This window comes from Marinimicrobium locisalis, from assembly GCF_039822625.1.
Taxonomy (GTDB): Bacteria; Pseudomonadota; Gammaproteobacteria; order Pseudomonadales; family Cellvibrionaceae; genus Marinimicrobium; species Marinimicrobium locisalis.
On record NZ_JBDLLG010000008.1, the window covers coordinates 15,158 to 40,741 of the forward strand.

18 protein-coding genes and 1 pseudogene are annotated in these 25,584 nt (G+C 56.6%); 8 read left to right on the forward strand and 11 right to left on the reverse strand.

Going from position 1 to position 25,584, the window contains the following annotated elements:
• Window position 1: 1 nt before the first annotated feature.
• From AAE514_RS06725 to AAE514_RS06735, 3 genes are read left to right on the forward strand one after another with little or no spacing between them, the layout of a single operon-like run.
• Complete coding sequence (locus AAE514_RS06725) at window positions 2–2,356, forward strand: efflux RND transporter permease subunit (RefSeq protein ID WP_347330761.1); 2,355 nt, start codon at window positions 2–4, stop codon at window positions 2,354–2,356.
• A complete protein-coding gene (locus AAE514_RS06730) occupies window positions 2,346–3,170 on the forward strand; it encodes an outer membrane lipoprotein-sorting protein (RefSeq protein ID WP_347330762.1) in 825 nt (274 codons plus the stop codon). The genes AAE514_RS06725 and AAE514_RS06730 overlap by 11 nt, the downstream gene beginning before the upstream one ends.
• A gap of 33 nt (window positions 3,171–3,203) precedes the next feature.
• Window positions 3,204–4,379, forward strand: a complete 1,176-nt coding sequence (locus AAE514_RS06735; RefSeq protein ID WP_347330763.1) for a hypothetical protein — start codon at window positions 3,204–3,206, stop codon at window positions 4,377–4,379.
• Between the two features lie 97 nt (window positions 4,380–4,476).
• On the opposite strand, the gene AAE514_RS06740 is transcribed toward AAE514_RS06735, so the two are convergent.
• The 6 genes from AAE514_RS06740 to AAE514_RS06765 form a co-directional block, all read right to left on the reverse strand.
• On the reverse strand, window positions 4,477–5,352 hold the full coding sequence (locus tag AAE514_RS06740) for a cation diffusion facilitator family transporter (RefSeq protein ID WP_347330764.1): 876 nt from the start codon (window positions 5,350–5,352) through the stop codon (window positions 4,477–4,479).
• A 30-nt stretch (window positions 5,353–5,382) separates the two neighbouring features.
• Window positions 5,383–8,517, reverse strand: a complete 3,135-nt coding sequence (locus AAE514_RS06745; protein ID WP_347330765.1) for an efflux RND transporter permease subunit — start codon at window positions 8,515–8,517, stop codon at window positions 5,383–5,385.
• Window positions 8,518–8,527: 10 nt separating this feature from the next.
• The gene (locus tag AAE514_RS06750; RefSeq protein WP_347330766.1) at window positions 8,528–9,469 is read right to left on the reverse strand and encodes an efflux RND transporter periplasmic adaptor subunit; all 942 of its coding nucleotides are present in this window, start codon (window positions 9,467–9,469) and stop codon (window positions 8,528–8,530) included.
• Between the two features lie 10 nt (window positions 9,470–9,479).
• A complete protein-coding gene (locus AAE514_RS06755; RefSeq protein WP_347330767.1) occupies window positions 9,480–10,823 on the reverse strand; it encodes a TolC family protein in 1,344 nt (447 codons plus the stop codon).
• A gap of 94 nt (window positions 10,824–10,917) precedes the next feature.
• The gene (locus tag AAE514_RS06760) at window positions 10,918–11,250 is read right to left on the reverse strand and encodes a hypothetical protein (protein WP_347330768.1); all 333 of its coding nucleotides are present in this window, start codon (window positions 11,248–11,250) and stop codon (window positions 10,918–10,920) included.
• Between the two features lie 65 nt (window positions 11,251–11,315).
• A complete protein-coding gene (locus tag AAE514_RS06765; protein WP_347330769.1) occupies window positions 11,316–14,465 on the reverse strand; it encodes a TonB-dependent receptor in 3,150 nt (1,049 codons plus the stop codon).
• 305 nt (window positions 14,466–14,770) lie between these two features.
• Here AAE514_RS06765 and AAE514_RS06770 point away from each other — a divergent pair, with 305 nt between their 5' ends.
• Complete coding sequence (locus tag AAE514_RS06770; protein WP_347330770.1) at window positions 14,771–15,886, forward strand: endonuclease/exonuclease/phosphatase family protein; 1,116 nt, start codon at window positions 14,771–14,773, stop codon at window positions 15,884–15,886.
• Window positions 15,887–15,909: 23 nt separating this feature from the next.
• Here the strand turns inward: AAE514_RS06770 and AAE514_RS06775 are convergent, their stop codons facing one another.
• The 3 genes from AAE514_RS06775 to ahpC all read right to left on the reverse strand — a co-directional run bounded on the left by AAE514_RS06775 (window position 15,910) and on the right by ahpC (window position 19,297).
• A complete protein-coding gene (locus tag AAE514_RS06775; RefSeq protein ID WP_347330771.1) occupies window positions 15,910–16,917 on the reverse strand; it encodes a zinc-dependent alcohol dehydrogenase family protein in 1,008 nt (335 codons plus the stop codon).
• Window positions 16,918–17,032: 115 nt separating this feature from the next.
• Window positions 17,033–18,637, reverse strand: coding sequence for an alkyl hydroperoxide reductase subunit F (gene ahpF / locus AAE514_RS06780; protein WP_347330772.1), 1,605 nt, complete (start codon window positions 18,635–18,637; stop codon window positions 17,033–17,035).
• 93 nt (window positions 18,638–18,730) lie between these two features.
• Window positions 18,731–19,297: an alkyl hydroperoxide reductase subunit C gene (gene ahpC, locus AAE514_RS06785; protein WP_347330773.1), complete on the reverse strand. Its 567-nt coding sequence runs from the start codon at window positions 19,295–19,297 to the stop codon at window positions 18,731–18,733.
• A 259-nt stretch (window positions 19,298–19,556) separates the two neighbouring features.
• Between ahpC and AAE514_RS06790 the strand changes: the two genes are divergently transcribed.
• Window positions 19,557–20,099 (forward strand): DUF3617 domain-containing protein, encoded by a 543-nt coding sequence (locus AAE514_RS06790; protein ID WP_347330774.1) that lies wholly within the window; start codon window positions 19,557–19,559, stop codon window positions 20,097–20,099.
• Between the two features lie 102 nt (window positions 20,100–20,201).
• Here the strand turns inward: AAE514_RS06790 and AAE514_RS06795 are convergent, their stop codons facing one another.
• The gene (locus AAE514_RS06795; RefSeq protein ID WP_347330775.1) at window positions 20,202–20,729 is read right to left on the reverse strand and encodes a cytochrome b; all 528 of its coding nucleotides are present in this window, start codon (window positions 20,727–20,729) and stop codon (window positions 20,202–20,204) included.
• Between the two features lie 167 nt (window positions 20,730–20,896).
• Between AAE514_RS06795 and AAE514_RS06800 the strand changes: the two genes are divergently transcribed.
• On the forward strand, window positions 20,897–22,477 hold the full coding sequence (locus AAE514_RS06800; RefSeq protein WP_347330776.1) for an ABC-F family ATPase: 1,581 nt from the start codon (window positions 20,897–20,899) through the stop codon (window positions 22,475–22,477).
• Window positions 22,478–22,531: 54 nt separating this feature from the next.
• Here the strand turns inward: AAE514_RS06800 and AAE514_RS06805 are convergent.
• A pseudogene (locus tag AAE514_RS06805) lies at window positions 22,532–22,654 on the reverse strand (phage integrase N-terminal SAM-like domain-containing protein); the annotation flags it as partial.
• 571 nt (window positions 22,655–23,225) lie between these two features.
• On the opposite strand from AAE514_RS06805, the gene AAE514_RS06810 reads away from it, so the two are divergent.
• Both AAE514_RS06810 and AAE514_RS06815 read left to right on the forward strand, forming a co-directional pair.
• On the forward strand, window positions 23,226–23,873 hold the full coding sequence (locus tag AAE514_RS06810; RefSeq protein WP_347330777.1) for a hypothetical protein: 648 nt from the start codon (window positions 23,226–23,228) through the stop codon (window positions 23,871–23,873).
• Window positions 23,874–24,458: 585 nt separating this feature from the next.
• Entirely contained in the window at window positions 24,459–25,157 is a 699-nt protein-coding gene (locus AAE514_RS06815; protein ID WP_347330778.1) for a hypothetical protein, read from the forward strand.
• Window positions 25,158–25,584: the final 427 nt, after the last annotated feature.

A 25,584-nucleotide genomic window follows, 5' to 3' on the forward strand; every position in this document is an offset into this window, starting at 1 on the left:
TGTGCGGTGGCAGCGTTACATCACATGGCTGACAGGGGCTGGCGGACGTTGGCTTGTTGCCGGTGTCATTCTCTGCACCCTCCTGTCCGCTTTGGGGATAAGCCAACTCGAGCTTGCCAGTGACTATCGAATTTTTTTCGACAAGGGCGATAGTCGCCTTGCAGAGCTCGAGCGAATGCAGGAGGAGTACACCAAGACGGATAATGTGTTCGTCATGGTGGAACCCGACTCGGGATCTATATACCGGAAAGACACCATCGGTTTGATTCTCGATCTGACCGACCGCTTGTGGCAGATACCCTACGCATCAAGGGTGGACTCCCTAACCAACTATCCGCGCAGTAAAGCGATAGGTGATGACATTGTCATTGAGGAGCTTGTCTACGAAGATGAGCCGCTCACCGAACAGCGCCTCTCGGATCTGGCCAAAGTCGCACCCACCGAACAAGACTTGGTGAACAAGCTCATTTCTCCGGATGGTCGCGTGACGGGTGTTAACCTAACCCTTTCCATGCCGGGTGAGGATACCAAGAATGAAGTGCTTTCCGTGGACCGAGCGGTAGACGACGTTATCGCTGATCTACGGGAACAGTACCCTGACCATCATTTTTACGTGAGCGGAATTGTGCCAATGAACGCCGCCTTCTTTGATGCGGCACGCAGTGACTTTATAACGCTTATCCCCCTAATGATGGTGTTCGTTGTGCTCTCAGCTGGTTTAATTCTCGGGTCCATGAAGGTCGCGGGCATCATGCTGCTGGTGGTATTGCTGGCGTTTTCCGGCTCGCTAGGGCTCGCCGGGTGGCTGGGGATCAAGCTGTCAGCTCCTTCCATTTCCGCTCCGATTATCATGTTTACGGTTATTGTGGCCTCCAGCATTCACATTCTTTCTTATGTCATGCGGCAACGCTACCAGGGGGGCGCAACGGCTATGGAGGCAGTGCGGGACTCCTACTCTCACAGCGGCAGCGCAATCTTATTGAGCCACATAACCACGCTTATCGGCTTTACCTCAATGAACTGGAGCGACTCTCCACCCTTCCGCGACCTGGGCAATATCGTCGCTCTGGGCATTCTGTTCTCCCTGGCTCTGGTTTTTACGCTACTGCCGCGACTACTGGCCCACTTGCGTATACGTCCGCGTAACCCAAAGCACCTGCAGTTGGAGAAGTATGCCGTGACCCTCTCTGAGTGGGTGATTCGACGGCGATTGATAATCGTCGCCACAGTAATACCGGCAACCCTGGCGCTCTCATGGTTTAGCCTTCAGAATCGCCTGAACGACAACCTGGTTCATTACTTCTCGGAATCCGTCCCGTTCCGTCAGGACGCCGAAGCGGTGGATCGCCGATTCTCAGGCATTTACAGTATTGACTATTCGGTAGATTCCAATCAGGAGAGAGGCATCTTCCAACCGGAGTTTCTCGCGTTTGCCGACCGGTTTGAACGTTGGTTGGCTGATCAGCCAGAAGTTGTGACGGTTGACAGCTTACTCCACCGATTCAAGGACCTTAACCGACTCACCCATGGCGATGAGGAAAAATACTACCGATTACCTGAAAACGCCACCTCGGCGGCTCAGTTATTTTTATTGTATGAAATGTCGCTCCCCTTTGGTAAAGAGCCAACAAACCAAGTCAACATGACTAAGTCCGCACTCAAGCTGAGTGTGCGTATGCCCAATCAGGGGTCCCAAGGCGTTCTGGCGTTTGAGAAGCAGGTCGAGTCCTGGCTGGAGAAGTATATACCTGAAGGCATCTCTGTCACTCATACCAGCCCCGCCATTGTGTTCTCTCATGTGGGTCAAAGCAGTATTTCGAGCCTGCTGGAGGGAGCCCTCCTTGCTCTGGTGTTGATTTCCATTCTCTTGTTGATTATTTTCCGCTCCGTGGTGGTTGGTCTGGTTAGCCTTATCCCGAACATAATTCCTGTGGCCGCCGGGTTTGGAACTTGGTATTTTCTAGTGGGCGAAGTGTCCATGGGATTGGCAGGTGTATCGGCCATGGTAATAGGCGTCGTTGTGGATGACACCGTGCACTTTCTGTTTCAGTATGTACGTAACATTAACCAGGGATTTTCCCCGGAAGACAGCGTAAGGCACACCTTCCGCTACACCAAAACGGCTATCATGGTTAGCTCGTTACTATTAATGGCTGGATTCTTATTGCTGTCAACATCCTCCTTTGAGAAGAACGCACAGATGGGGCAGCTAACCAGTCTTACGATTTTCTATGCCCTGGTTCTTGATCTCGTTCTGCTGCCAGCTCTGGCTATGCTGTTTATAAAGCAACCGCTACGTCAACCATCCAAAGAGATCGCACCAACGAATGATATAGGAGTGAGTGATGCACCGTAAAATGGCGTTGTTCCCGTTAATATTGGCAGCTTTATTGGCTACCCCGGCCGCTTCCGATACCGGCACAGCGGACCGAGGAAGAGAACTGGCAGAAGCTTTAGACACGAAAGACAAGGGCTACCAGGATGCGGTGGCAAAATTGACCATGATTATACGCAATAGTGCTGGTGAGGAAACGCGCCGGGAGCTCACAGTGAAAACCCTAGAACAAACGAACGATGGCGATTACTCTCTGATGCGCTTTGAGTTTCCGGCTGATATCCGAGGCACAACCCTGCTGACGCAGCCGAATCACGACGGAGAGGATCGTCAGTGGTTATTCATGCCCTCCATCAACCGAGTAAAGCGCATCTCATCACGCAATAAGTCGGGCCCTTTTGTCGGAAGCGAGTTCTCTTTTGAAGATCTCTCCGACCATAGCGTGGATGACTATGAATACCAGCTCCTGGGTAAAGCAGACTGTGCATTGAGCCTAAACAATAAAGACCACGAAGAACGCCGAAAGAATATTCAATGTGAACGATTAGAGAGGATACCAAAGGATAAGTACTCTGGATATTCGAAGGAGATTCTAAGCGTCGATCCCGAGCATTATCGTATAGTGAAAATTCAGTATTATGACCGTAAGGGCAGCTTGCTAAAGGTATTTTCCACCTACCGATTCAAGCTCTTCGACAATGAATACTGGCGACCCTTGAAGGTGGAAATGAGCAATGTTCAGACCGGAAAGACCACCGAGCTACATTATGATAAGTTGACGTTCGGCACCGGGTTGAATAATTCAGATTTCCACCGCAGTGCACTGTCCCACTAAAAGGAAAATAAGTTGCTTTTCTGGAGGTCGTGGATGAGGGCGATGAAGCTTGATTTACCGGTGATCCTATTCTTCGTGATGGCGGTATCGTCAGCCCATGGCTACAGCCGCACTGAAATTGGCTTGCAATATCGACATTTCTTTCACTCCCCCCCCGTCACGGCGGGAACATCCCTGACTGAAAGTTACGAGCTACGGGGTGAATGGGAGAAAACGAGCGAGCATGGACCCTGGTCTCTAGACGCCAATCTTTTTGTCAGTCTCAACTCTGAGGATACCGAACGCACCTATCTGGACGCCCGAGAGGCCCGACTGTCCTACGACTTCGATGACTGGCGTTTTTCGGCCGGAATGGGAACCTTTTTCTGGGGAGTATCGGAAACTATTAACGTCGCCAATCAACTCAACCAATCGGATTTGCGGGAGGGAGTGGACGGCAAGGTTAAAATGGGGCAGCCCTTTGTCTCCATCAATCATAGCTTCGCTCAGGCGCGCTTTTCAATGTTCTACCTGCCTGTGTTTGTGGAACGTGTTTTTCCAGAGAGGCCGGCTTTGCCATTGAAAGTCACCTCCCAAGGTGCTTTTGAGGAGGACCCCGACGGCGATGTCGCCGTCAGGCTGGAGTGGTTTCTTGAAGACGCCGAAGTCGGGCTGAGCCTTTTCCGGGGAACACGGCGGGATCCTCTACTTCGCCCATTCGTTTCAGAGGGAGGAGAAACCCGCCTACAGCCGTTTTATCCCCAGTCGGATAGTCTTAGCGTAGATGTCGTCACCTTTTGGCAAAGCTGGATTTTGAAGGGGGAGTTGCAGGCAGGTGAAGAGCTGAATCGTGGATATACCGCCACCAATATCGGGGTTGAGTACCCCTTCTACCCGCAAGTTGCTAATGTTCAGCAAGTATCTGTCGTTGCTGAACACTTGACGGACGACCGGGACGAACAGGCGGCTTCCATCGGACAGAACGACTTATTCGTCGGGTTTAAGGCCGACTGGGGAACACTGGGAGAGAATAAACTGCGCTGGGTCGCGGGATACGACCTTGAATACGGCTCTCGTTACTGGGATGTCAGTCTTGAAAGCCGCTTGACTGACTTTTATCGCGCGCACTGTCAAGTCGTGATATTTTCAAAAGTTGACCGTAGGGACTCACGTCTTCATCCCGTCGAAACCGAAGATTATATTGAGCTGGGTCTAACATTGGCGTTCTGAGCCGATCAGCTTCGGTAACGCACCCCAGGAACGATGCTAAAAGCAACACGAAGAGTTCCAGAGTCCAAGGACAGGGTGCACACCCCCACCATTCCTCTTATTGATCCCGGCAAGGTTCTCCGGCGAGCTCCACTTCCACAGTGGTATGGGCCAGCTCGTAGCGGGCCAGCGTGCTTGAAATGCGCTCTTTGGTCTCACGCAGCTGCTGAATGCCGTCCACCCGTTCCACCACCACATGCGCAGTCAGCACATGATGCTCCCCGTCGAGCGACCAGAAGTGCAGGTGGTGCACATTACTCACCCCCGGCAGACGCCGAAGCTCGTGCTCAATGGTTTGGCGCACCTCCTCGGACGGGGTTCCCTGCAAAAAGAGTCGTACCGTCTGCCACAGTGTGCGCACGACATTGGCCAGAATAAAAAGCGTAAACCCGATGGACAGCAGCGGGTCCAGAATGGGCCAGTCCACGAACATCAGCACAACGGACACCACCAGTACCGCCACCCAACCGAGCACGTCCTCCAGCAGGTGCCAGTTCAGCACGCGCTCGTTCAGGGTTTTGCCGTGGCTGAGCTTGTAGGCGGCGAAGCCGTTGACGGCAATACCGAAAATCGCCAGCGCGAACATGCCTTCGGTCACCGGCATTTCCGGTTCAAACAGGCGGGGGATGGCGTGGGCCATGACCCAGATGGAGCCGGCCACCAGAATCAGTCCGTTGATCAATGAGCCCAGCAACGAGAAACGCCGGTAACCGTAGGTGAACGACTCGCTCGCCTCCCGGCCACTCAAGCGGGCGAGGATCCAGGCGAGGCCGATGGACAGACTGTCACCCAGATCGTGCACGGCGTCGGCCATGATGGCGGTGCTGTTGGTCAGCACACCGCCCACAAACTCAATAACGGTAAAGCCGAGATTGAGGAAGAACGCCCAGCCGATTCGCGACTGGCTTTCGCCATGTTCATGGTTATGCGCCACAACCGCCCCCTTTTGAAAGCTACTACCCCTCTATAGTAGTCGTTTCCGATAGGCAAGGTGATAAAGCACCGGTAACACCAGCAGCGTCAGCAGGGTCGATGAAATAATCCCACCGATCACGACCGTGGCCAGTGGCCGCTGCACCTCCGCGCCGATACCGACGTTAAATGCCATGGGCACAAAGCCGAGGCTCGCCACCAGAGCCGTCATCAGTACCGGACGCAAGCGGGTCAAGGCGCCCTCGGTAATGGCGTCCATCAACGGTTTGCCATCCGCGAGCAGGCGGCGAATAAAGCTCACCATGACCACCCCGTTTAACACCGCAATGCCCGACAGGGCAATAAAGCCCACCCCCGCCGAGATGGACAGCGGAATACCCCGCAGCCACAGTGCCAGCACGCCCCCGGTAAGCGCCAGAGGTACGCCGCTAAACACCAGCAGAGCGTCGCGGGCGGAATTGAAGGCCATGTACAGCAGGCCAAAAATCATCAACAGCGAGACCGGCACCACCAACTGCAAGCGCTGACTGGCCGACTCTAGCTGCTCGAAAGTGCCGCCGAAATCGAGCCAGTAGCCGGCGGGGATCGCCACTCCCTCACGAATCTGCTGTTCGGCGTCCGCGACGAAAGACCCCAAATCACGCTCGGCGACGTTGGCCGTAACCACCACCCGTCGCTTGCTGTTCTCGCGGGTGATCTGATTCGGGCCTTCCGAGATATCGATACTAGCCACTTCACTCAGGGGCACATAGCCCGCACCGGGGTAATTGTCAGGCTCGGCTTGCGGCAGGCGAATGGGCAGGCGGGCGATGGCTTCGGTATTCTGACGCAACCTTTCCGGCATACGCACCACCAGGTCAAAGCGCCGGTCGCCATCGTACACTTGGCCGACCACTCGGCCCCCTGTCGCGGTTTGCAGCGTTTCCTGTACGTCCGCCGTCGCCAACCCGTAGCGGCTGATCGCCTCCCGGTCGGGCGCCACCGTCATCACCGGCAGGCCGGTAACTTGCTCCATACGGACGTCCTGTGCGCCCGGTACGGTTTCAAGCACCGTTTGAATCTGCGCCCCGGTCTCGTAAAGCTGATCCAGATCGTCACCAAACAGTTTGACCGCCACATCGGCGCGCACTCCAGAGATCAACTCATTGAAGCGCATTTGAATCGGCTGAGTGACTTCGTAATTGTTGCCGGGCACTTGCTCGAGCAACGTTTGCAGCTCTTCCAAAAATTGCGCTTTGGGCTTGTCCGGCTCGGGCCATTCCGAGCGCGGTTTCATGATCAAAAAGGTATCGGCCACATTGGGCGGCATGGGGTCGGTGGCCACCTCGGCCGTGCCGATTTTGGTGAACACCCGCGCGACTTCCGGCAACTCTCTCAGTCGGGCTTCCAGCTGTTTTTGCATATCGACGGCCTGCTCAAGGCTGGTACCTGGAATACGTAGCGCGTGTAAAGCAATGTCGTGCTCATCCAGTTTGGGAATGAATTCCGAACCCATCCGTAAGGCCAGCACCAAGGTCCCGACCATCAGCAAGCCGGCTCCACCGAGCACCCACCAGGGCCCTGCCAGCGCCCGGCCCAAGACCGGGGCGTAGCCCTTGCGGGCCGCTTTCATTACCCGGTTGTCTTCGTCTTTCACCGGGCCGCGCACAAACAGCGCCACGGCCGCGGGCACAAAGGTAACCGCCAGAACCAACGCACTCAAAAGCGCGCACACCACGGTAAACGCCATGGGGTGGAACATCTTGCCCTCGACCCCGGTGAGCGCAAAAATCGGGACATACACCAGCGTAATAATCAGCACGCCGAACGTGGCGGGGGCAATCACCTCTCGGGTTGCACTGAAGACGACTTCGAGCCGTTCGGCCACGGGCAGGACGCCACCATGACGCCTCTGGGCGATACCCAACCGGCGCAGGCAGTTCTCCACAATGATGACCGCCCCATCAACAATCAAGCCGAAATCCAGCGCCCCCAGACTCATCAGGTTGCCGCTGACGTTGTTGGCGACCATGCCGGTAATGGTCATCAGCATGCTCAGAGGGATCACCAACGCGGTGATAAGCGCCGCCCGCAAATTGCCCAAGAGCAGGAACAACACGGCAATCACCAACAGCGCCCCTTCAAGCAGGTTTTTCTGCACCGTCGCCAGGGTTTTATCCACCAGCGTGGTGCGGTTGTACACGGCTTCGGCGTGCACCCCTTCGGGCAATGACTGGTTCACCTGCGCCAGTTGCTCGGCGGCGGCCTGGGCCACCACCCGGCTGTTCTCGCCCATCAACATGAAGGTGGTGCCCAATACCGTCTCCCGGCCATCGAGCATGGCCGCTCCGGTGCGCAGCTCTTTGCCGAGAACCACTTCACCGATATCGCCAATGCGGATCGGTAGGCCGTCGCGCTCGGCCACGGGGATGCGGGCAATATCCTCAAGGGTTTTTACCTGCCCGGGGGATCGAATCAACAACAGCTCGCCATTGCGTTCGATAAAACCCGCACCGACGTTGCGATTGTTACGTTCCAGGGCAACGACCACATCGTTCAGCGACAGGTCGTAAGCCACCAGTCGGTCCGGGTCGGGCGTGACGTGGTATTCCCGTTTGAAACCGCCGATACTGTTGATCTCGGTTACGCCGGGCACCAGCGCCATCTGCGGTTTGATTACCCAGTCCTGCAGGGTTCGTAGATCCTCCGTGGTGTAGGCGGAGCCGTCCGCTTTGCGAGCACTCTCGTCCGCGACCACGGCGTACATGAAAATTTCCCCCAGGCCGGTGGCAATCGGCCCGAGGGTGGGCTCCAGCCCATCGGGGATCTGCGAGCGTACCGATTGCAACCGCTCGGCCACCAACTGGCGCGCGGCGTAAATATCGGTGCCCTCCTCGAATACCACCGTGACCTGGGACAGGCCGTAACGTGAGAGGGACCGGGTATAGTCCATGTCCGGCAACCCCGCCATGGCGGTTTCCACCGGGAAGGTAATACGCTGTTCGGTTTCCAGGGGCGAGTAACCCGGTGCATGGGTATTGATCTGAACCTGGACGTTGGTAATGTCCGGTACCGCGTCGATGGCAAGGTTCTGATAGTTGTAGACACCCAGGGCACCGAACCCAAGGGTGACCACCAGTACCAGCCAACGATGACTGAGCACCAGACGCAATAGCGATGCGAGCATGATGAACTCCTCAGTGGGCGTGGCTGGCGCCGGATTTGAGAATGTCGGCCTTGATCAAGTAACTGTTTTCCGTCACGTATTCGGTGCCCGGCGCAATACCGTCCAACACCTCTACGTAGTCCTTGTCCCGCTCACCCAGTTCAAGCTTTCGCACCTCATAGGTGTCATCAACGCGGGCGAACACCACGGTGGAACCACGGAAACTCTGCAGCGCTGACCGACGCACCGCCAACGGCACATTGCGCTCTTCCACAAGCACCTCCCCGGTAATGCGCTGCCCGGGCGCCCAAAGGCCGTCTTCGTTGTTCAGGCTCGCACGCAACCGGGTGCCCTGATTGGCCGGAAGACGCTGGGGCGCGATGTAATCAAGGGTCGCGGTTCTTTCGGCCCCGGGTTCGGACGCTTTTATCCGCACCGTTTGCCCGACGGCCAGCCCGGTGCTCTGTTCAGGGTAGGCGAGCAGCTCCACCCACACCTCTGACAGATCCTGCACGACCAGCAAGGGCTCACTGCCCGTGAACTCGCCGGGGTTGCGCAAACGCTCCGTCACCACGCCCGATAGGGGGGCTCGCAACGCGTAGGTTTCGAGACTCTCGCGGCTTCTGATTTGAGCCAGAACATCGCCCTTCTCAACCCGGTCGCCTATGCTTACTTTCATTTCGGCAATTTCACCCGGGTAGGGCGCTCTCACGTTGGTCACCCGCTCGGCATTGGGCCGGATGCGTCCATAGAGCCGCTCGCTCAATTGCAGTGTGTGTGGCCCGACGGTTTCGATACGAACCCCGGATTCGCGGGCAAAACTTTCTGAAATTTGGGTATGACCTTCGTGGTGCCCGTGTTCCGCTTCATCATGTCCGTGGTGGCCATGGCCGTGTTCACCGGAGGCCCACGCCGGAATACTCAGCAAAGTACCGAGTAACCCCAGCAGCGTTCGTTGAGTCATTAATTTCATGGGGATACCTTTATGGGTTATTGGGCTGATCGGACACGGTTGCGTCCGTCGCAAAATTCGATGCCTGTGCCGTGGATTCAGTCAATGGCTCACCCGTCAGGCGCTCCAGAGTCAACAGCGCCTGAAAGAAATCGGCGGCGGCGTTGATGGCTTCCCGTTCGAGGGCCAGCCGCTCGCGCTGCATGTCGGTTAGCTCCAGGTAGGAGTAGCGGCCTCGGGCGTACCCGTCGCGGATGCGTTTCAGCGCTCGCTCAGCTTCGGGCAGCGCTTGTGTGCGCAACACCTTGGCTTCGGTGCGCCTCTGGGTAAGTTGCTGGTAGGCTCGGTACAGGGCATTGTTCAGCTCCACTTTCAGTGCTCGACGCTCGCTGGCCAACTGCTCGTACTCCGCACGCCGGGCGCGGGCCTCTCCCTGGTTTCGGTCGCGCACGCCAAGGGGGATGGAAGCGCTAAGAGTAAAAGCGTGATCACCGGTGTCCTCAAAGCGCTTGATACCCGCACCCACCCGCAGGTTCTGCTTCCCTCGCGCGCGGGCCAGCTGCCACTGCGCTTCGCGCAAACGCTCCTGGGTTAACAACTCCTCCATCATCGGGGAGTCTTCGAGCCGGGCAGAGAGCGCGTCATAATCGGGAATCTCCGGCAACGCAAACAGCTCGGCACTCACCGGGCCAAAGTCCGCTCGGGTACGGCCCCAACTGGCGGCCAGGTGGCGCCGCTGGATGGCCAGGGAGCGTTGGGTGGCCTGGACGTCCAGCTCGGCGCGTATCCGGGCGATGCGCGCGCGGCTCAGGTCCGCCGCGCTGGTGTGGCCCGCGTCCACCCGGCGGCGGGCGGCCTGCTCGACGTCACCGGCCAGCGATTGAGCGGTGCGTGCCAGAGCCAGTTGCCGCTCGGCCTGCGCCACTTGCAGAAAACGCCCGGCGGTGTCTGTCAGCACCTCCAGCCGCGAGCGCTCGTACGTCCGCTGTACCTGCTCTCCCGCCAGGGTCGCCACGGACTGACGCTGGCGGCGCTTATCACCGAGTTCTATAACCTGACTCAAGGCCAGAGTGACTTCGGCCGAGTCGGCTCCCTCAAACCGACCGCTGCCCGCCAGGTTTTCGACTTTCAGGGACAACTCGGGATTGGGGCTCAGGCTCGCCTGCAAGGCGCGCGCCTCGGCGGCTCGTTCGCGATAGGGGAACTTGGCCAAGGCCGGGGACTTTTCGAGGCTACGGGCGAGGGCCTCACGCAAGGTCAACGGCTCACGGGCCTCTGATGGCGGCGATGGCTCCCCTTGAGCCACGGCCCCACTACCGATCAGCGCAACGACCAGCAGCCGCCAACGCCACCGGCGGATAATTTCAAGCAACATAACGGGTTCCTCATAACGGAGTACGAGTACCGAGCATCGACTACTCGATACCGCTGAATAGGGACGTCACTGGGTGTGACAGGTACAACCGTTATCAGGCGATGGGAGGCGGCACATCCGGTGCCATAAAGTGCTGGGGAGGTAGCGGCAGGTTCACCGCCAGCCAGCGATCACCGTCGGTGACAACAGCGCTGTAACCGTCGGTATCGATGGAAAATAAATGGGCGTGGGCGTGACAGCTGTGGCTGTGCATACAGTTGCCGCCAGGGGGGTGGGAGTGATCGGAGTGCTCCGTTACCTCGCCGCCTTCAGCCATGGCCTCCAGCGCGAGCTCGTCTCCCGCCGCGCGCTCGTGCCAGTCCGCTGCGAACACAAGGTTCGCAAACGACACGAGCATCAGAAAAAGGATCAGGGAGACGCGTTTCATGGACCGGAGTTTACCGCCAGCCCATCACGCAATACAAGCCTCCCTGTCCCTTGAGGTTTTATGCGTCAAAAGTCGTAGCGAACACCAACGCGGATTTCCCACAGAGACGGGCCACCCTCGCGAGTGGGGCCGGCCGGGTCGCGGAAGCTCTGGTAAACGTAGCGTCCTTCATCGTCCATTGAGGCGTTCACGGCGGTTTGGATTCGTGGGAAGCCGGCCTCGTACTGAACACCCCAATCATCATTGATCAGGTTGCCCAGGTTCTCCACCACCATGTACAGCGAAGAGCGGTGGTCGCGAGAGAAGCCCGGCAGTTCCTGTTCCAGCTTAAGGTCAAACTTGACCCACCAGTCACTGTACAGGTCATTACGCTCCATGATCTGGCCGCGATTCAGGCCTTCGGAATCTACCCAGGCAAAGAAAGCGTCAGTATCGAATTCGTCGCCAAACACGACAGCTGAATCATTAACCCCGGTGGGCACATACAGCAGGTGGCGTTGAGCAAACCCAGTGGAGTCTCCAAAGAGGTAGCCATTATCGACCGCGTAGCTGTAGGGACGACCCTCGTTGGCCGAGCCAAAGAGTGTAATACGGGTTTGATAATCTCCGAAAAAGGCTTTTTCATAAGCGAGTTTCGTGGTGAAGCGGTGGGGAATGTTGTAGTTGGACGTGGCCGTACCCGGGTTTTCCGGATCGGCCGTGGCGATATTGGTGTAGTTGGAGAACGCCACGGAGCTGGTCATGGGATTGACGTCTTCGGCATCGCTGTAGGCGTAACCAAAGGCAGTTTCCAGACCGAAGTCGAAGTATTTGCTGAGGCCCAGAGAGACGGTCAATGCCTTGCCCGAATCGCCCTTCACATTGGTAAGCATAAAGTCCTGGCTGCGGCCGTCGATGCTGCCGTAGATGGATCGCCCGTCGATGGCCGTACCGGTCTGTACACGGGAAATGTCCTTGATAATAGCGGCGTCTTGCATTTCGCTGTACAACAGGTCGGCTGACAGAACCAGATCGTTCCCAAAATCGTAGCTACCGCCAAAGGCGTACTTCCAGGACGACGGGATCTTGAAGTTCGGGTCCATCAGGTTCACACCGCCGGCCTGACCATCGCCAGCGGCCACGCGGTCGTACAGTGCCTGGGGAACGTCATAGCCCGGTCGGCCCTCACCGTTAAAATCCATATCAAATACCGAGGCGCCGGAGCTGTCCGATACTTCAATCTGAGTCACACCGTCATTGGAGTAGTTATTGGAAATCCAGACGTTGGGGTTGCCGCCGGAATACAAGCCCACACCACCATGCAGCTCCATCGCGTTGGTCACGTTCCAGTTAAAACCAAGACGGGGTTGGAGCAGGTCCTGGTCGTCCAGGTTCTGCTCGTTGTCCAGCCCGTAGGTCAAGTAGATGTCCCGGTTCCAGGCCGGCACGTCATCGCTTTCGTACCAGTCGTAGCGCAGACCGGCCACTACGGTGAGCTCATTTCCGCCAAAGTAGAATTCGTCCTGGGCGTACAGGGTATTGATGGCGTAGCCGAACTCGGCGGCGGCGTCGGCCTTGACGTTGGTACCCGCCGCGTTTTCATAGATGATGGTACCGGGCGTGCCGGCTTCGAAGTCTTCGATGGAGTCAAACCGGTACTCCCCTTCGGACTCCTGGATGAACATATTGAACACATCGAACTCTTCACGCTCGTATCCGACGGTGAACGTTTGCATGTCCAGCGCGTAGGTGCCGGCCAGTTTCAGGTTGAAGGTTTCGTAGCTGAGTTTGTTGGCATGGCGGGAATCGTCCGCACCCAGGTAAACGGTCGCCTCAGACGGGTTGCCGTCGTTGTCGTGGTCATTTTGTGTGGTTATCTGAAACTCCCCGAACTCCACGCCCGCCAGTGACAGCTGGCGATTATCCAGTTCCTGATAACCCAGTTTCACTTCGGTCGAAAACTGGTCGCTCCAGTCAGAGAACAGTTGGCCAACATAACTGGTTAGCTCGGCACCGCGCTCATAGTAGTGGTTGGAAAATTCCAGCTCATCCGGGTCGCCATCGGACTCCGCGATGCTGTAGCCATCGTTGTAGTTATAGGTCAATGCGGCGCGATGATCTTCACTGATGTTCCAGTCCAGCTTGACCAGAAACTTCTCGTCTTCAACCGGAAGGCTAGTGGGGAAACCGCCGGGGTTGTAATCGTAGACCTCGTTGGCAATACGCGCGATCTCATTCGCCTGCTCCACGCTGACGCCTTCCACGGGCGTGGCCACATTGGTGCCGACCGGGCCCCGATTGAACGTGTCGACCCCTTCCAGCTTTTCGTAAGCGGCGAAGATGAACAGCTTGTCCTGAATCAGCGGCGCGCCCACGCTGAAACCGTAGCGCTGTTCATCAAACGGGGCCACATCAATCTTGTCGCCCTCGAGTGAGTCACCGGTAAAGGAATCGTCGGTGTAGTCGAAGAACACCGAACCGTGCACCTCGTTGCTGCCGGCTTTGGTCACGGCGTTGATGTTACAGGCGCTGAAACCACCGTACTGAACGTCAAAGGGCGCCAATTCCACGGCCACCTGTTCGATGGCATCGTAAGGAAACGGCATACGCTCGGTGGGATAACCGTTGCTGTTCAAACCGAAATTGTCGTTCATGCGAACGCCATCGACCGTCAGGCTATTGAAGCGTGGATTCGCGCCGGCGCACTGAATCGAATCGCCGAAGGCTTCGTCCACGTAGATGCGCGGATCGAGACGGACCACGTCTTTCAGGTCCCGGTTGATCGCCGGTGCGTTGCGCAGGTCGCTCACACCAAAGGTGGAGCTGGGGCCGACCGCCGCAAATTCCTGCTCCAGGATGTTGCCCACCACCACGATGTCTTCCGTGGCAACGGAGCGAAGCACAACTTCCAGGGAATGGGCATCACCCAAGGTCAGGTAGAGGTCTTCAAGGGTACGCTCACCTTCATCGGAGCGAATGGTGACCGTATAAGGACCACCGACACGCAGGCCGTCGGCACTGAAGCGCCCGGCGTCGTTGGTCATCAACTGGTTGCGACTGTTGGTCGGCGTGTGGGTCACCACTACCTGGGCATCGTCCACCGGCTTGCCGCTGGCGTCGGTCACAATCCCCTGAATGGCGGAGCTGGTTTGCTGAGCCAGGCCCGGCGCTGTCGCGACACCCATGGCGGTGGCGATGGCAAGGCCAAGAGAGCGTCGAATCAATGCCTTCTTCATAGATCAATCCCCTGAATACTGCGAGAACGCACCCGCGACCGGGCACGACGTCATTGGCACACTTTTACGTGTGCTCTGGGTCAGGAACTATAGGACGGAAAAGCGACGATTCAGTGACGACAATGTGACCGCTGGGTTACGATTGCATGGCAGGGAAAAGTCCGTGCATTGAACAGGCATGGCGGCTATTCTGTCACCGGTTTAAACGCAACAGGAAGAGCCTGATGAAATCGGGATGGTTAGCCGCCTTAATGATGGCACTGGTACTCAGTGGCTGTACAACCGAGCGAAAAGTGAGAACCGGAATGAACCCCTGCACCAGCGCCATTCGAGTGGCTTCCTTCAACGTCAGTATGGAAGCGGGCAATTACCTCGACAAGGATGCCGCCCAGCCGTTGTCGGTCGCCGCGCTTCAACAACGGCTGCAGGCGGGCGATCACCCCCAAATTCGGAACATCGCGGAAGTTATTCAGCGAGTACGGCCGGACATTCTTCTACTGAACGAATTTGACACCATTGAGCCGCGCTCGGCGGGGCTGGATTTGTTTCAGAAAAACTATCTCAGTCGATCTCAATCCGGTCAGCCCCCCATCGAGTACGCGTACCGCTTTGTGGCACCGGTTAACACCGGAGAGATAATGCCGCTCGACAGTAACGGCGATGGCGAGATTACCCTGCCGGAGGATGCCTACGGCTTCGGGCATTACCCGGGCCAGTACGGCATGGCGGTGCTCAGCCGCTACCCGATTGATAACGACAAGGTCCGGACGTTTCAGCACTTCCTATGGAAGGATATGCCGGACGCGTTAAAGCCCTTTAACCCCGATGGCACCCCGTATTATTCCGAAGCGGCGTGGTCGCAATTCCGCTTGTCCTCCAAGTCTCACTGGGATATACCCGTGCGGCTGAACGAGCAAACTTTGCACTTACTGGCGAGCCACCCCACACCACCGGTTTTCGACGGACCCGAGGACCGCAATGGCAAACGCAACCACGATGAAATCCGCTTTTGGGTGGATTACCTGAACAACGCCGCTTATCTTTATGACGACCAAGGCGAAACTGGAGGACTGGCGGACAATGCGCCCTTCGTCATTCTAGGCGATTTAAATGCTTCCCCCCTGGAAGGAGACAGCCACCGGGGCGCTATTCGAGCGCTGTTAAGCCATCCGTTGGTCAACGGGGCCACCCCCACCTCCACAGGCGGCCAGCAGGCACGCCCGGATGACTCGCGGGCGGCGGCGCATACGGTCAGCTGGGGTTTGCGGGCAGACTATGTGCTGCCCTCCACTCACTGGGAAGTGGCAGGCAGCGGTGTTTTTTGGCCGCCAGAGAATCACACTTTGCATCGGCTGGTTCGGAGCCGCAACGCCAGCTCGGACCATCGCTTGGTGTGGGTTGATCTGGCATGCGCTCCGTAAAGGCACGGTGCTTTAAGAGCCCGCTACATCTTTAAGCAAATTTTGCCAAAGTGCCCGCCGGAGGCCTCATACCGGAAAGCCTCCGCCATTTCCTCCAGCGCAAAGGTGCGATCAATAACGGGCTTGAGCCCGCTCACCTCCAGCGCTCTGACAAAATCCTGCTGATCCGAGCGGTTGCCCACAATCAGCCCCTGCAACCGGGCCTGTTTGGCCATCAGGCGCGCGGTGGGAACTTCGCCGGCCACGCCGGTCAGCACGCCAATCAGTGCGATATGCCCGCCGATCGCCACCGCTTGAATGGACTGGGGCAGTGTTCCGGGGCCGCCAACCTCCACAATGTGGTCGGCACCGCGGCCGCCGGTCAGCTCCAGCACCTTCTTGCCCCATTCGGGCTCGGTTTTGTAGTTGATCACGTGGTCCGCGCCCAGCTCTTTGAGGCGCTCAAGTTTGCTGTCCGAAGAGGAGGTGGCGATGACGTTGGCGCCCATCATCTTCGCCAATTGAACCGCGAAGATGGAAACACCGCCCGTACCCAGGGTCAGCACCGTGCTACCGGCCTTGAGATGGCCGTCCACCACCAGCGCTCTCCAGGCGGTCAGGCCGGCGGTGGTTAGCGTGGCGGCTTCTTCATGGCTATAGCCTTTGGGCGCGTGGGTAAAATAGTTCACCGGACGCACCACGGCTTCACGGGCATAGCCGTCAATACCGTCCCCCGGCGTTTGGGAGAAATCCCCCAGCGGGGGCGGCCCGGACTGCCAAGTCGGGAAGAAGGTAGAGACCACCGAGTCCCCCACGGCGAACTCCTCGACGCCCTCGCCCACGGCTTCGACCACCCCGGCGCCATCGGACATGGGGATGCGCCCATCTTCAGTGGGCATAACACCACTCACCACGCTGTAGTCATGGAAGTTGAGCGAACTGGCATGCAAACGTACCCGTATCTCGCCCGCAGCGGGCTCTCCCGGTTCGGGTCGATCTTGGACTTCCAGGGAGTCCAGGCTGGCAGGATTACGAACGGCAATGGTTTTCATAACAACTCCTTCGTTGGTTCAGGGATATCAGTAGTAATGAAGGCAGTGTAGCAATAATAAAACCGCGGCCCCCAAAGGGAAGCCGCGCTTATGTGCAGTCAGAGAGAGCTTTGAATTAGGCTGGCACGGTTTCCGCCGCCTCTTTCTGACCGACCGCTTCGGGCTCTTCTTCCTCCATGGAGGAGCGAATCAGGTGGTCGAAGGCGCTCAGCGCGGCGGTGGCACCCGCCCCCATGGAGATCACGATCTGTTTGTAGGGCACGGTGGTCGCATCCCCGGCGGCGAATACCCCCGGCATGGAAGTCGCGCCGCGCTCGTCGATCTCAATTTCACCGAAGCGGTTCATCGCCAGGTCACTGCCCTTCAACCATTCGGTATTGGGGATCAGACCGATCTGAACAAACACGCCAGCCAACTCCACATCATGACTGTCCCCGGTGGCCCGATCCGTGTAGGTCAGGCCCGTCACTTTATTGCCGTCACCGGTGATTTCGGTGGTCTGGGCATTGGTGAGAATATCCACATTGGGCATGGAGCGCGCCTTTTTCTGAAGCACCTCATCGGCTTTCAGCTGGTCACCGAACTCCAGCACGGTGACATGCTTAACAATACCCGCCAGGTCGATGGCCGCTTCGATGCCGGAGTTACCCCCACCGATAACCGCCACATGCTTGCCTTTGAAAAAGGGGCCGTCACAGTGCGGGCAATAAGCCACGCCTTTGGTGCGGTATTTGGCTTCCCCCGGCACACCCAGTTCGCGCCAGCGGGCGCCGGTGGCCAGAACGACGGATTTGCTCGACAGCGTCGCGCCACTTTCCAGTTCCAGGTCCAGCATCTGGTGGCGGCTGATACTGGCCGCCCGCTGCTCGGTAATGATGTCCACACCGTACTCTTTCACGTGCTGTTCCAGGCCGGCCGAGAGCTTTGGGCCCTCGGTATAGGGCACGGAGATAAAGTTTTCGATGCCCATGGTGTCCATCACCTGGCCGCCGAAGCGCTCGGCCAGCAGTGCGGTCCGAACGCCTTTACGAGCGGCATAAATGGCCGCTGCCGCGCCGGCCGGGCCACCGCCGACGATCAACACATCATAAGGGTCGCGTTCGCTCAGAGCGGCCGCCTTACGCTCGGCGGCGCCGGTATCGAGCTTGTTCACAATCTCGTCTAGGCTCATACGGCCCTGACCGAAGTGCTCGCCATTCAAGTAGACGGCGGGTACCGCCATCACCTGGCGCTCGTCCACCTCTTTCTGGAAAAGAGCGCCGTCGATCATTTCGTGAGTGATGTTCGGGTTCAGTCGCGCCATCAGGTTCAGGGCCTGAACCACATCCGGACAGTTCTGACACGACAGGGAAATATAGGTCTCAAAGTGGTACTCGCCCTCGAGCTGACGTACCTGCTCCAGAACCTCGGGGTCCGCCTTGGACGGATGGCCCCCGGCCTGCAGCAGGGCCAACACCAGGGAGGTAAACTCGTGCCCCATGGGAATGCCCGCGAAACTCACACGCGGTGCCTCCCCGGCCGGGGCAATGGCCATGGCCGGCTGGCGCTTACCCGAGCCGGCTTTCAACTCAATTTGACCGGAGAGCTCGACAATTTCACTCGCCAGGGTCTCCAGCTCGGAAGATTTGGGGGAATCGTTACCGGACACACGAATCTCAATCGGATTGACGATTTTCTGCAAGTAGGTGTCCAGTTGCTGCTTCAGGTTTGCATCCAACATCAGTGTGTCCTTAAGCGGTTAAACAATTGTGGTGTTAAGCGAGCCCACCCGAAGGTGGGCCAGTGTTGAAAAGCTAAATCAAGCTGGCGGGGTTTAGATCTTGCCGACCAGATCCAGAGAAGGCGCGAGGGTCTCTTCCCCTTCCTTCCACTTGGCGGGGCAGACTTCGCCGGGGTGAGCGGCAATGTACTGAGCAGCCTTGATCTTGCGCAGCAGCTCGGTAGCGTCGCGACCGATGCCGCCGGCGGTAATTTCCACCAGTTGGATGCGGCCTTCCGGGTCGATCACGAAGGTACCGCGGTCGGCGATGCCTTCTTCTTCAATCATTACGTTGAAGTTGCGGGTAATCCGGCCGGTGGGGTCGCCGATCATCGGGAACTGGATCTTGCCGATGGTCTCGGACGAGTCGTGCCACGCCTTATGGGTGAAGTGGGTATCGGTGGATACGGAGTAGATTTCCACACCCATCTTCTTGAACTCGGCGTAGTTGTCCGCCAGGTCACCCAACTCGGTGGGGCAGACAAAGGTAAAGTCGGCGGGGTAGAAGAAAAATACCGCCCAGTCGCCTTTGACATCGCTGTCGCTGACTTTCACGAACTCACCGTTATGGTAAGCCTGGGCGCTAAAGGGTTTCAGTTCGGATTCAATGTAGCGAGACATTCAGTATAACTCCTCGTCTTTGGTTTCAATGGATGGCTAAATGACGATAGCTATACTATTAAACAAACCCTTCTAATTGAAATTCTATATATTAATGGCCGCCATAGCCCATAACTATTTATTCGCCACAATCAATATAGTGTGCGACTATGCTTCTCTGATCGTTTGAGTTCGTCCAACAAGCCGGGCACAATCCCAACTGGGGCGGCGAGATCGCCTCTCATCCACTCCCAACAACGGTTAACAAGGAGTTCGAGTTATGATTGGCACGCTAACTTCTATCCAACGCCGCCTTCTCCTCCCTCTCGCCGGGGTCGTGTTCGTCTGCGGCTCCGCCCAGGCCGAGTCCATCTATCTCAAGCCCGGCACCTGGGAAATGACCATGCAGATGAGTTCGGACTCGGGAGAGCTGGAGAAGCGAATCGAGCAAATGGAGCAGCAGCTGGCCTCCCTCCCCGAGCAGAGCCGGGCCATGGCCGAGGAAATGAACCCCTTCAGCCTATTTGACGGCGAACCCCGAAAGGAGTGCATGACCCAAAAGGATATTGACGAGGCGGATTTCAACTTCGCCGAAGACCCGAGCTGCGAGAACACCGTTAGCCGGGACGGAAAGGACTCTACGATTACCCTAACCTGCCCGGAGTCAGGCACTGAAGGCAAGTTCCAGATCGATAACGGTGAGCGCTATACCGGCAAACTCACAATGCCCTCCCAGTTTCCCGGCATCTCCGGGAACCTTACACTGAATATTACGGGCAAGCGCCTCAAAGAGGGCTGCTCCGAAGCGCTAAAAGCCGAATAACGGAACGCCTGGCGCAGCCGGCCGGGGCGTCCTTCCCCGGCTGGCTGAGCGGCGTATCCGTGAGGGGGGTGGCCAGGCAGGCTCACACTGGCCTGCCAGACGCTAAGAGATATCGGCGGGGGTTATTTTGGGGCGAGTCCAGAAGTAATGCACGGCGCCCACAAAGTGCATCACAATGAGCGCGGGGATTATGTAGAGGCCGGTGATCACATGCAGGATCTCAACCGGTTCGTGGATAATGGCCAAGCTCTCCAGCGGAATCAGCACCGTAAACCAGCCAAACACACTGATGCCCTCATTCTCGGTAAACAGGTAGAGCGGCCCGGTAAAGACCTGCAGCAAGAGCAACCCGAGCATTAGCCGGTGTACCCACCCAGCGAGCAGGCGTTGCCAACGGACCTCCCCTTGCGTGGGCGGGAAGCCCTGATAAAGGCGGTAGGCCACCCGCCAGAGCACAAACCAGAACACGAAAAAGCCCAGACTGACGTGCACCGACATAATGAAACCACCCACCTCTGAAGAAGGCGCCGCTGCGGCCATAAAGCCCAATACCAGCATCGCCACCACCAACAAGGCGGTTACCCAGTGGTTAATGATAGAAATGGCGGAATACCCCGGAGTATTCGTCATTATTCTCCTCCTTTCCAATACGGCTATATGAATGTTAGCGGTGGCTTATAAAAAAACAAGCCCGAACCGTCTCCCGGTTGGGCTGAAGGCCGGTATCCGGTAGACTGCACCCCTTTGCGCCCCTTTCTACCCATTTTGAGGCGCTCACCTCCCAGTTGGACCCATTTGTGATCTCTACCGCCAATATTACCATGCAGTTCGGGGCCAAGCCCCTGTTCGAGAACGTCTCCGTCAAATTCAACAACGGCAACCGCTATGGCCTAATCGGCGCCAACGGCTGTGGCAAATCCACCTTTATGAAAATTTTGGGCCGCGACCTTGAGCCCTCCGGCGGCCAGGTCATGCTGGAGCCCAACGTGCGCATGGGGATGCTGCGCCAGGACCAGTTCGCTTTCGAGGAGTACAGCGTGCTGGATACCGTGATCATGGGCCACACCGAGCTGTGGAAGGTCAAAGCCGAGCGCGACCGCATCTACAGCCTACCGGAAATGAGCGAAGACGATGGCATGAAGGTCGCAGAGCTGGAAGTGCGGTTTGCCGAGCTGGACGGCTACACCGCAGAGGCCCGCGCCGGCGAGCTGCTGCTGGGGCTGGAGATCCCCGAGGCGCAACACACCGGCCCCATGAGCGCCATCGCCCCCGGCTGGAAGCTGCGAGTGCTGCTGGCCCAGGCCCTGTTTTCAGACCCGGACGTATTGCTGCTGGACGAGCCCACCAACAACCTGGACATCAACACCATCCGCTGGCTTGAAGGCATCCTCACCCAGCGCAACAGCACCATCATCATTATTTCGCACGACCGGCACTTCCTGAACAGCGTGTGCACCCATATGGCCGACCTGGACTTTGGAGAGCTGCGCATCTATCCGGGCAACTACGACGACTATATGACGGCCTCCACCGCCGCACGCGAACGACTGCACAACGAAAACGCCAAGAAGAAAACCCAGATCGCCGACCTACAGGCCTTCGTCAGCCGCTTCTCCGCCAACGCCTCCAAAGCCAAGCAGGCCACCTCCCGGGCCAAGCAGCTGGAGAAAATCCAGCTCGAAGACATTCCACCCTCGAGCCGGATCAGCCCCTTCATCCGGTTTAACCAAAACAAAAAACTGCACCGCCTGGCGGTGGTCGTGGACAAGGCCAATAAGGCTTTCGAGAAAACCCTGTTTCAGGACCTGAGCCTGAGTATAGAAGCGGGCGAGCGAGTCGCCATCATCGGCCCCAACGGCGCGGGTAAAACCACGCTGCTACGCTGCCTGTACGGTGACGTCACCCCGGATACCGGCACCATAAAATGGGCCGAGCAGGCCGACGTGGGCTATGTAGCGCAGGACCATTCCGACGATTTCGCGCACGAAGCAACCCTGTTTGAATGGATGCAGCAGTGGACCACCGGCGACGAACAAGTGGTGCGCGGCGCCCTCGGGCGCATGCTGTTTTCCAATGACGATGTAAAAAAATCCGTGCGAGTCATCTCCGGGGGCGAACAGGGCCGAATGCTGTTCGGCAAGCTGACCCTGCTCAACCCCAACGTCATGCTGATGGACGAGCCCACCAACCACCTGGATATGGAGTCCATCGAAGCGTTAAACCTGGCTCTGGAAAACTACCCCGGCACACTGGTGTTCGTCAGCCACGACCGCGAGTTCGTCTCCTCCCTGGCGACGCGCATTATCGATATGAAGCCCGATGGACTGGTGGATTTTCATGGTTCCTATGATGAGTATTTGCGCAGCCAGGGGTTGTAGCTTTCGAGACCGCTGGCTCTTAATGAACTTCAAATTCAGAGAGAGCGGTTGCTCCAGGACCTCCTTATAGAGAAAGCACAAAGTGTTCAGAACCAACGCCTGAGTGCCTCCGGCAACCTCTCGCTGCAACACCAAATGATCGAGAAACGCCTCAACTTCTGCATCAGAATACCCCACACAAGGAAATTTTCCGTATTTTGTGCTACCGTTTTTATGCCAATACGTTCTAAGTCAAGAGTGACGCGGCCTATGGGGCATGATATAAAAACACCCAAATGTGAAAGACGGAAAGTTTCCGGGTTTAAACACGGAAACTTTCCGTCTAATAATATTGTTATGTGTGCTTTGGTTTCGTGAGTATTTACTATGCATAAGGCTTATTGGGCTTTTAACGTCGTACTTCTGCCTATACTCGCAATCTATGTTTGTTACGTGGGTATCGTACGCGGTTATTGGGAGTTTTCACTGTTACTATTCATTCTCTCCGTAACTTCTATCGCGAACTATTGCCAAGCGTTTGGCGAGCCGAATGTAAGAGCTCGCGAAAACAGCTATCAAGACGACCGCATTAACGACGCACTTAATAGAATCAGTACGCTGGAGCAGGAGCTTCACGATTTGAAGCGAGAAGCAAGTGAGTAGCTATCGGCAGCCACATAACCATGCGTACCAGTTCGCCGCCGCAAGCGTCGGCAGGACGCTCGCAAGCTCGCGCCTCTGTACGCGGCGTTAAACGTAAGGGAGAGAAATGGATCTAGCTACGATCACAGCCTCTGGATTGCTGGCGATACTGATAAACGTGATCGGGGCGTTCTGGATTAAAGAGCGACTTCGGCAGTCTATTAAGTATGAATATGATCAAGATCTGGCCAAGCTGAAAAGCCATCTAGATTTCGAGCTGGATAAGAAGAAGCGTCTCTATGAAGGAAAGCTGGCTCAGTATAAGAAATACTTTGCCCTTATGGATTCTTATTCGCTGGAGCAGCGGCGCGCGCTGATGGACGGATTTCAGGAGGGTATCTTCAAGATTTTGGAGAACCCCTCGACCGAGAACACGATCGAATACATCAAAAAGACTCTCAGCCTGCAGAATGATATTTCAGATAAGTTTTTGATGTTCAAAAACGAAATGAATGGCCTGCGGCTAGAAGCCGGAGAGCCTCTGCTTGAGTTGATTGAGTCCTACGTCTCCGCTCTCGAAAAAGTACAGGAGAGAACGGTATCGTTTCTGAGCTGGATGAACGGGAACGCGACGACTTTTTTAGCTCAGCCAGAGGCTGCGCAACAAAAGGTTCAAGAATTCATGCAAGAAGAAGCTTCAGGGGAAGCTCAAGAATTGATTGGTCTTCAGGAGCAAATCTTCAGGGAGATGCGGCGTGAGTTGGGCATCGTTTAACCAGTCAATTAAATTCGTTCCCGGCCTGGCGGCCGTCCACCGGACGTCCCTGTCGGGCTGCCGCTTATTTCAGCGTTATACATATGAAACCGATACCGAAGATATGAGATGACCAGAGAGGATTTCAGCGAAATTGGGCATACGGGTGGAAAAGTCACTTTCACTATCGTTTGTGATGAGCACGGAAATGTCCAATATCAAATCGGCTACTCGCATGCTTCCCCGCGACCGGCAAGTCTTGTAGGAATTTATACTCACCCAGATGGGTTTGCGTGTGGAAATATAGTGATGGGAGGTATTGGGGACCCTTGGAATACGCCTCCCTATCCGAATTGTATAGCTGTGATGATGGCGTCAGATTCGCAGGGAAAGTTTGGCCATGAGTGCCCTAACTGCAATAAGCATTTTCGTTCGGAGAGTATTCCTTCGAGATTTCCGTTGACCTGTCCATACTGTGGCGTAAGAGCAGAGTCGTATCATTTTCTCACTCCGCCTCAGAAGTCATATATCTCACACTATATAGAGTCTTTGCTCGCAGCTATACACGAAGCAGAACCTGGCTCGACTAGGGAAGTTGTTATTGACATGGATGCTCTGGCTGATTCGATCACGGATGAGCCGAGACCGGACTTTTATTACACGTCTACCGCGCAGCAGACGGAATTTAGATGCTCGGCGTGTAATAGTTACAATGATATCCGTGGAAAATATGGGTATTGCTCTTCATGCGGATGGAGAAACTCTGCGGAGTTTCAACGCGCTGCATTAGAACAGATCCGAGATCGATTGGTGAAGGACGAAGTATCTTCGTCTGACGCGGTTAAGCAATCCGTATCGGAGTTTGATTCAGCTGCGCGGGATTATGTAGATCAGCTCATTGCCCGTGTGCCCATGAAAGAATCAAGAAGAAGTCAGTTAGAAAGACTGCTATTCCATAATCTGGATAAATTTGAAAATCTGTTAACGGACTGCTTTGATATCAATTTGCTACGGGGAATGTCAACTGACCGCGCATTTATTAAAAAGATGTTCTTGCGCCGCCACGTCTATGAGCACGATGGCGGTGTGGCAACCCAAAGATATGTTGACGATAGCGGAGATAGTAATATCGAAAAAGGCGACTTGATTAGGGAGACGGCGGAGAACGCACATAAGCTTATCGGTGGCCTCAACCGCATGATTTCAACGTTCGAAAACGATTTTCAGGAAATATTTGAGCCTGAGCAATATTGCATAGAAGTTGAAAAAAAACGCAAAAGGCGTACCGGAGGTTCAAGTGCATAACGAATAAGGATATGTTGCGCTTGCCGCAACCTATCTCATTGTTGAACGAGCCCGGAGGCCGTCGCTCTCTCTATAGGTAATTAAATAGTTTTCAGGCGGGCGGTTTGGGGCCACTCGTTGCAAGTGGCCTTTCTTCAGGGCGAGCGAGATCCTCGCCACGGTGTGACGATAAAAAAGAACGAGCTGATTTTACATAGGTGTTGGCCCTCCCCGTTTCGGTGTATGGCGGGTTGTTGTCGGATTAGGCGATCAACCAGGGCACTCTTTAACGGATCGCATTCCGATCACACGCATTCGCCCCTGGCAATGTGGGCAAGGCAGGCTCACTGAGCGTTTTTCAACCGGTGGTGGTTTCGGTACCCGCAGAAGCCATTGCAACAGATTGAGCAGTGGCCTTGCATTGCCGTGCAAGAAGCCGTAATCGCGG

Bases quoted from the DNA above. Each gene is read 5' to 3' on its own strand.
- AAE514_RS06730 (WP_347330762.1), top strand. From the start codon at position 2,346: ATGCACCGTAAAATGGCGTTGTTCCCGTTAATATTGGCAGCTTTATTG.
- AAE514_RS06735 (WP_347330763.1), top strand. From the start codon at position 3,204: ATGAGGGCGATGAAGCTTGATTTACCGGTGATCCTATTCTTCGTGATG.
- AAE514_RS06745 (WP_347330765.1), bottom strand. From the start codon at position 8,517: ATGCTCGCATCGCTATTGCGTCTGGTGCTCAGTCATCGTTGGCTGGTA.
- AAE514_RS06750 (WP_347330766.1), bottom strand. From the start codon at position 9,469: ATGAAATTAATGACTCAACGAACGCTGCTGGGGTTACTCGGTACTTTG.
- AAE514_RS06755 (WP_347330767.1), bottom strand. From the start codon at position 10,823: ATGTTGCTTGAAATTATCCGCCGGTGGCGTTGGCGGCTGCTGGTCGTT.
- AAE514_RS06760 (WP_347330768.1), bottom strand. From the start codon at position 11,250: ATGAAACGCGTCTCCCTGATCCTTTTTCTGATGCTCGTGTCGTTTGCG.
- AAE514_RS06765 (WP_347330769.1), bottom strand. From the start codon at position 14,465: ATGAAGAAGGCATTGATTCGACGCTCTCTTGGCCTTGCCATCGCCACC.
- AAE514_RS06770 (WP_347330770.1), top strand. From the start codon at position 14,771: ATGAACCCCTGCACCAGCGCCATTCGAGTGGCTTCCTTCAACGTCAGT.
- AAE514_RS06775 (WP_347330771.1), bottom strand. From the start codon at position 16,917: ATGAAAACCATTGCCGTTCGTAATCCTGCCAGCCTGGACTCCCTGGAA.
- ahpF (WP_347330772.1), bottom strand. From the start codon at position 18,637: ATGTTGGATGCAAACCTGAAGCAGCAACTGGACACCTACTTGCAGAAA.
- ahpC (WP_347330773.1), bottom strand. From the start codon at position 19,297: ATGTCTCGCTACATTGAATCCGAACTGAAACCCTTTAGCGCCCAGGCT.
- AAE514_RS06790 (WP_347330774.1), top strand. From the start codon at position 19,557: ATGATTGGCACGCTAACTTCTATCCAACGCCGCCTTCTCCTCCCTCTC.
- AAE514_RS06795 (WP_347330775.1), bottom strand. From the start codon at position 20,729: ATGACGAATACTCCGGGGTATTCCGCCATTTCTATCATTAACCACTGG.
- AAE514_RS06810 (WP_347330777.1), top strand. From the start codon at position 23,226: ATGGATCTAGCTACGATCACAGCCTCTGGATTGCTGGCGATACTGATA.
- AAE514_RS06815 (WP_347330778.1), top strand. From the start codon at position 24,459: ATGGATGCTCTGGCTGATTCGATCACGGATGAGCCGAGACCGGACTTT.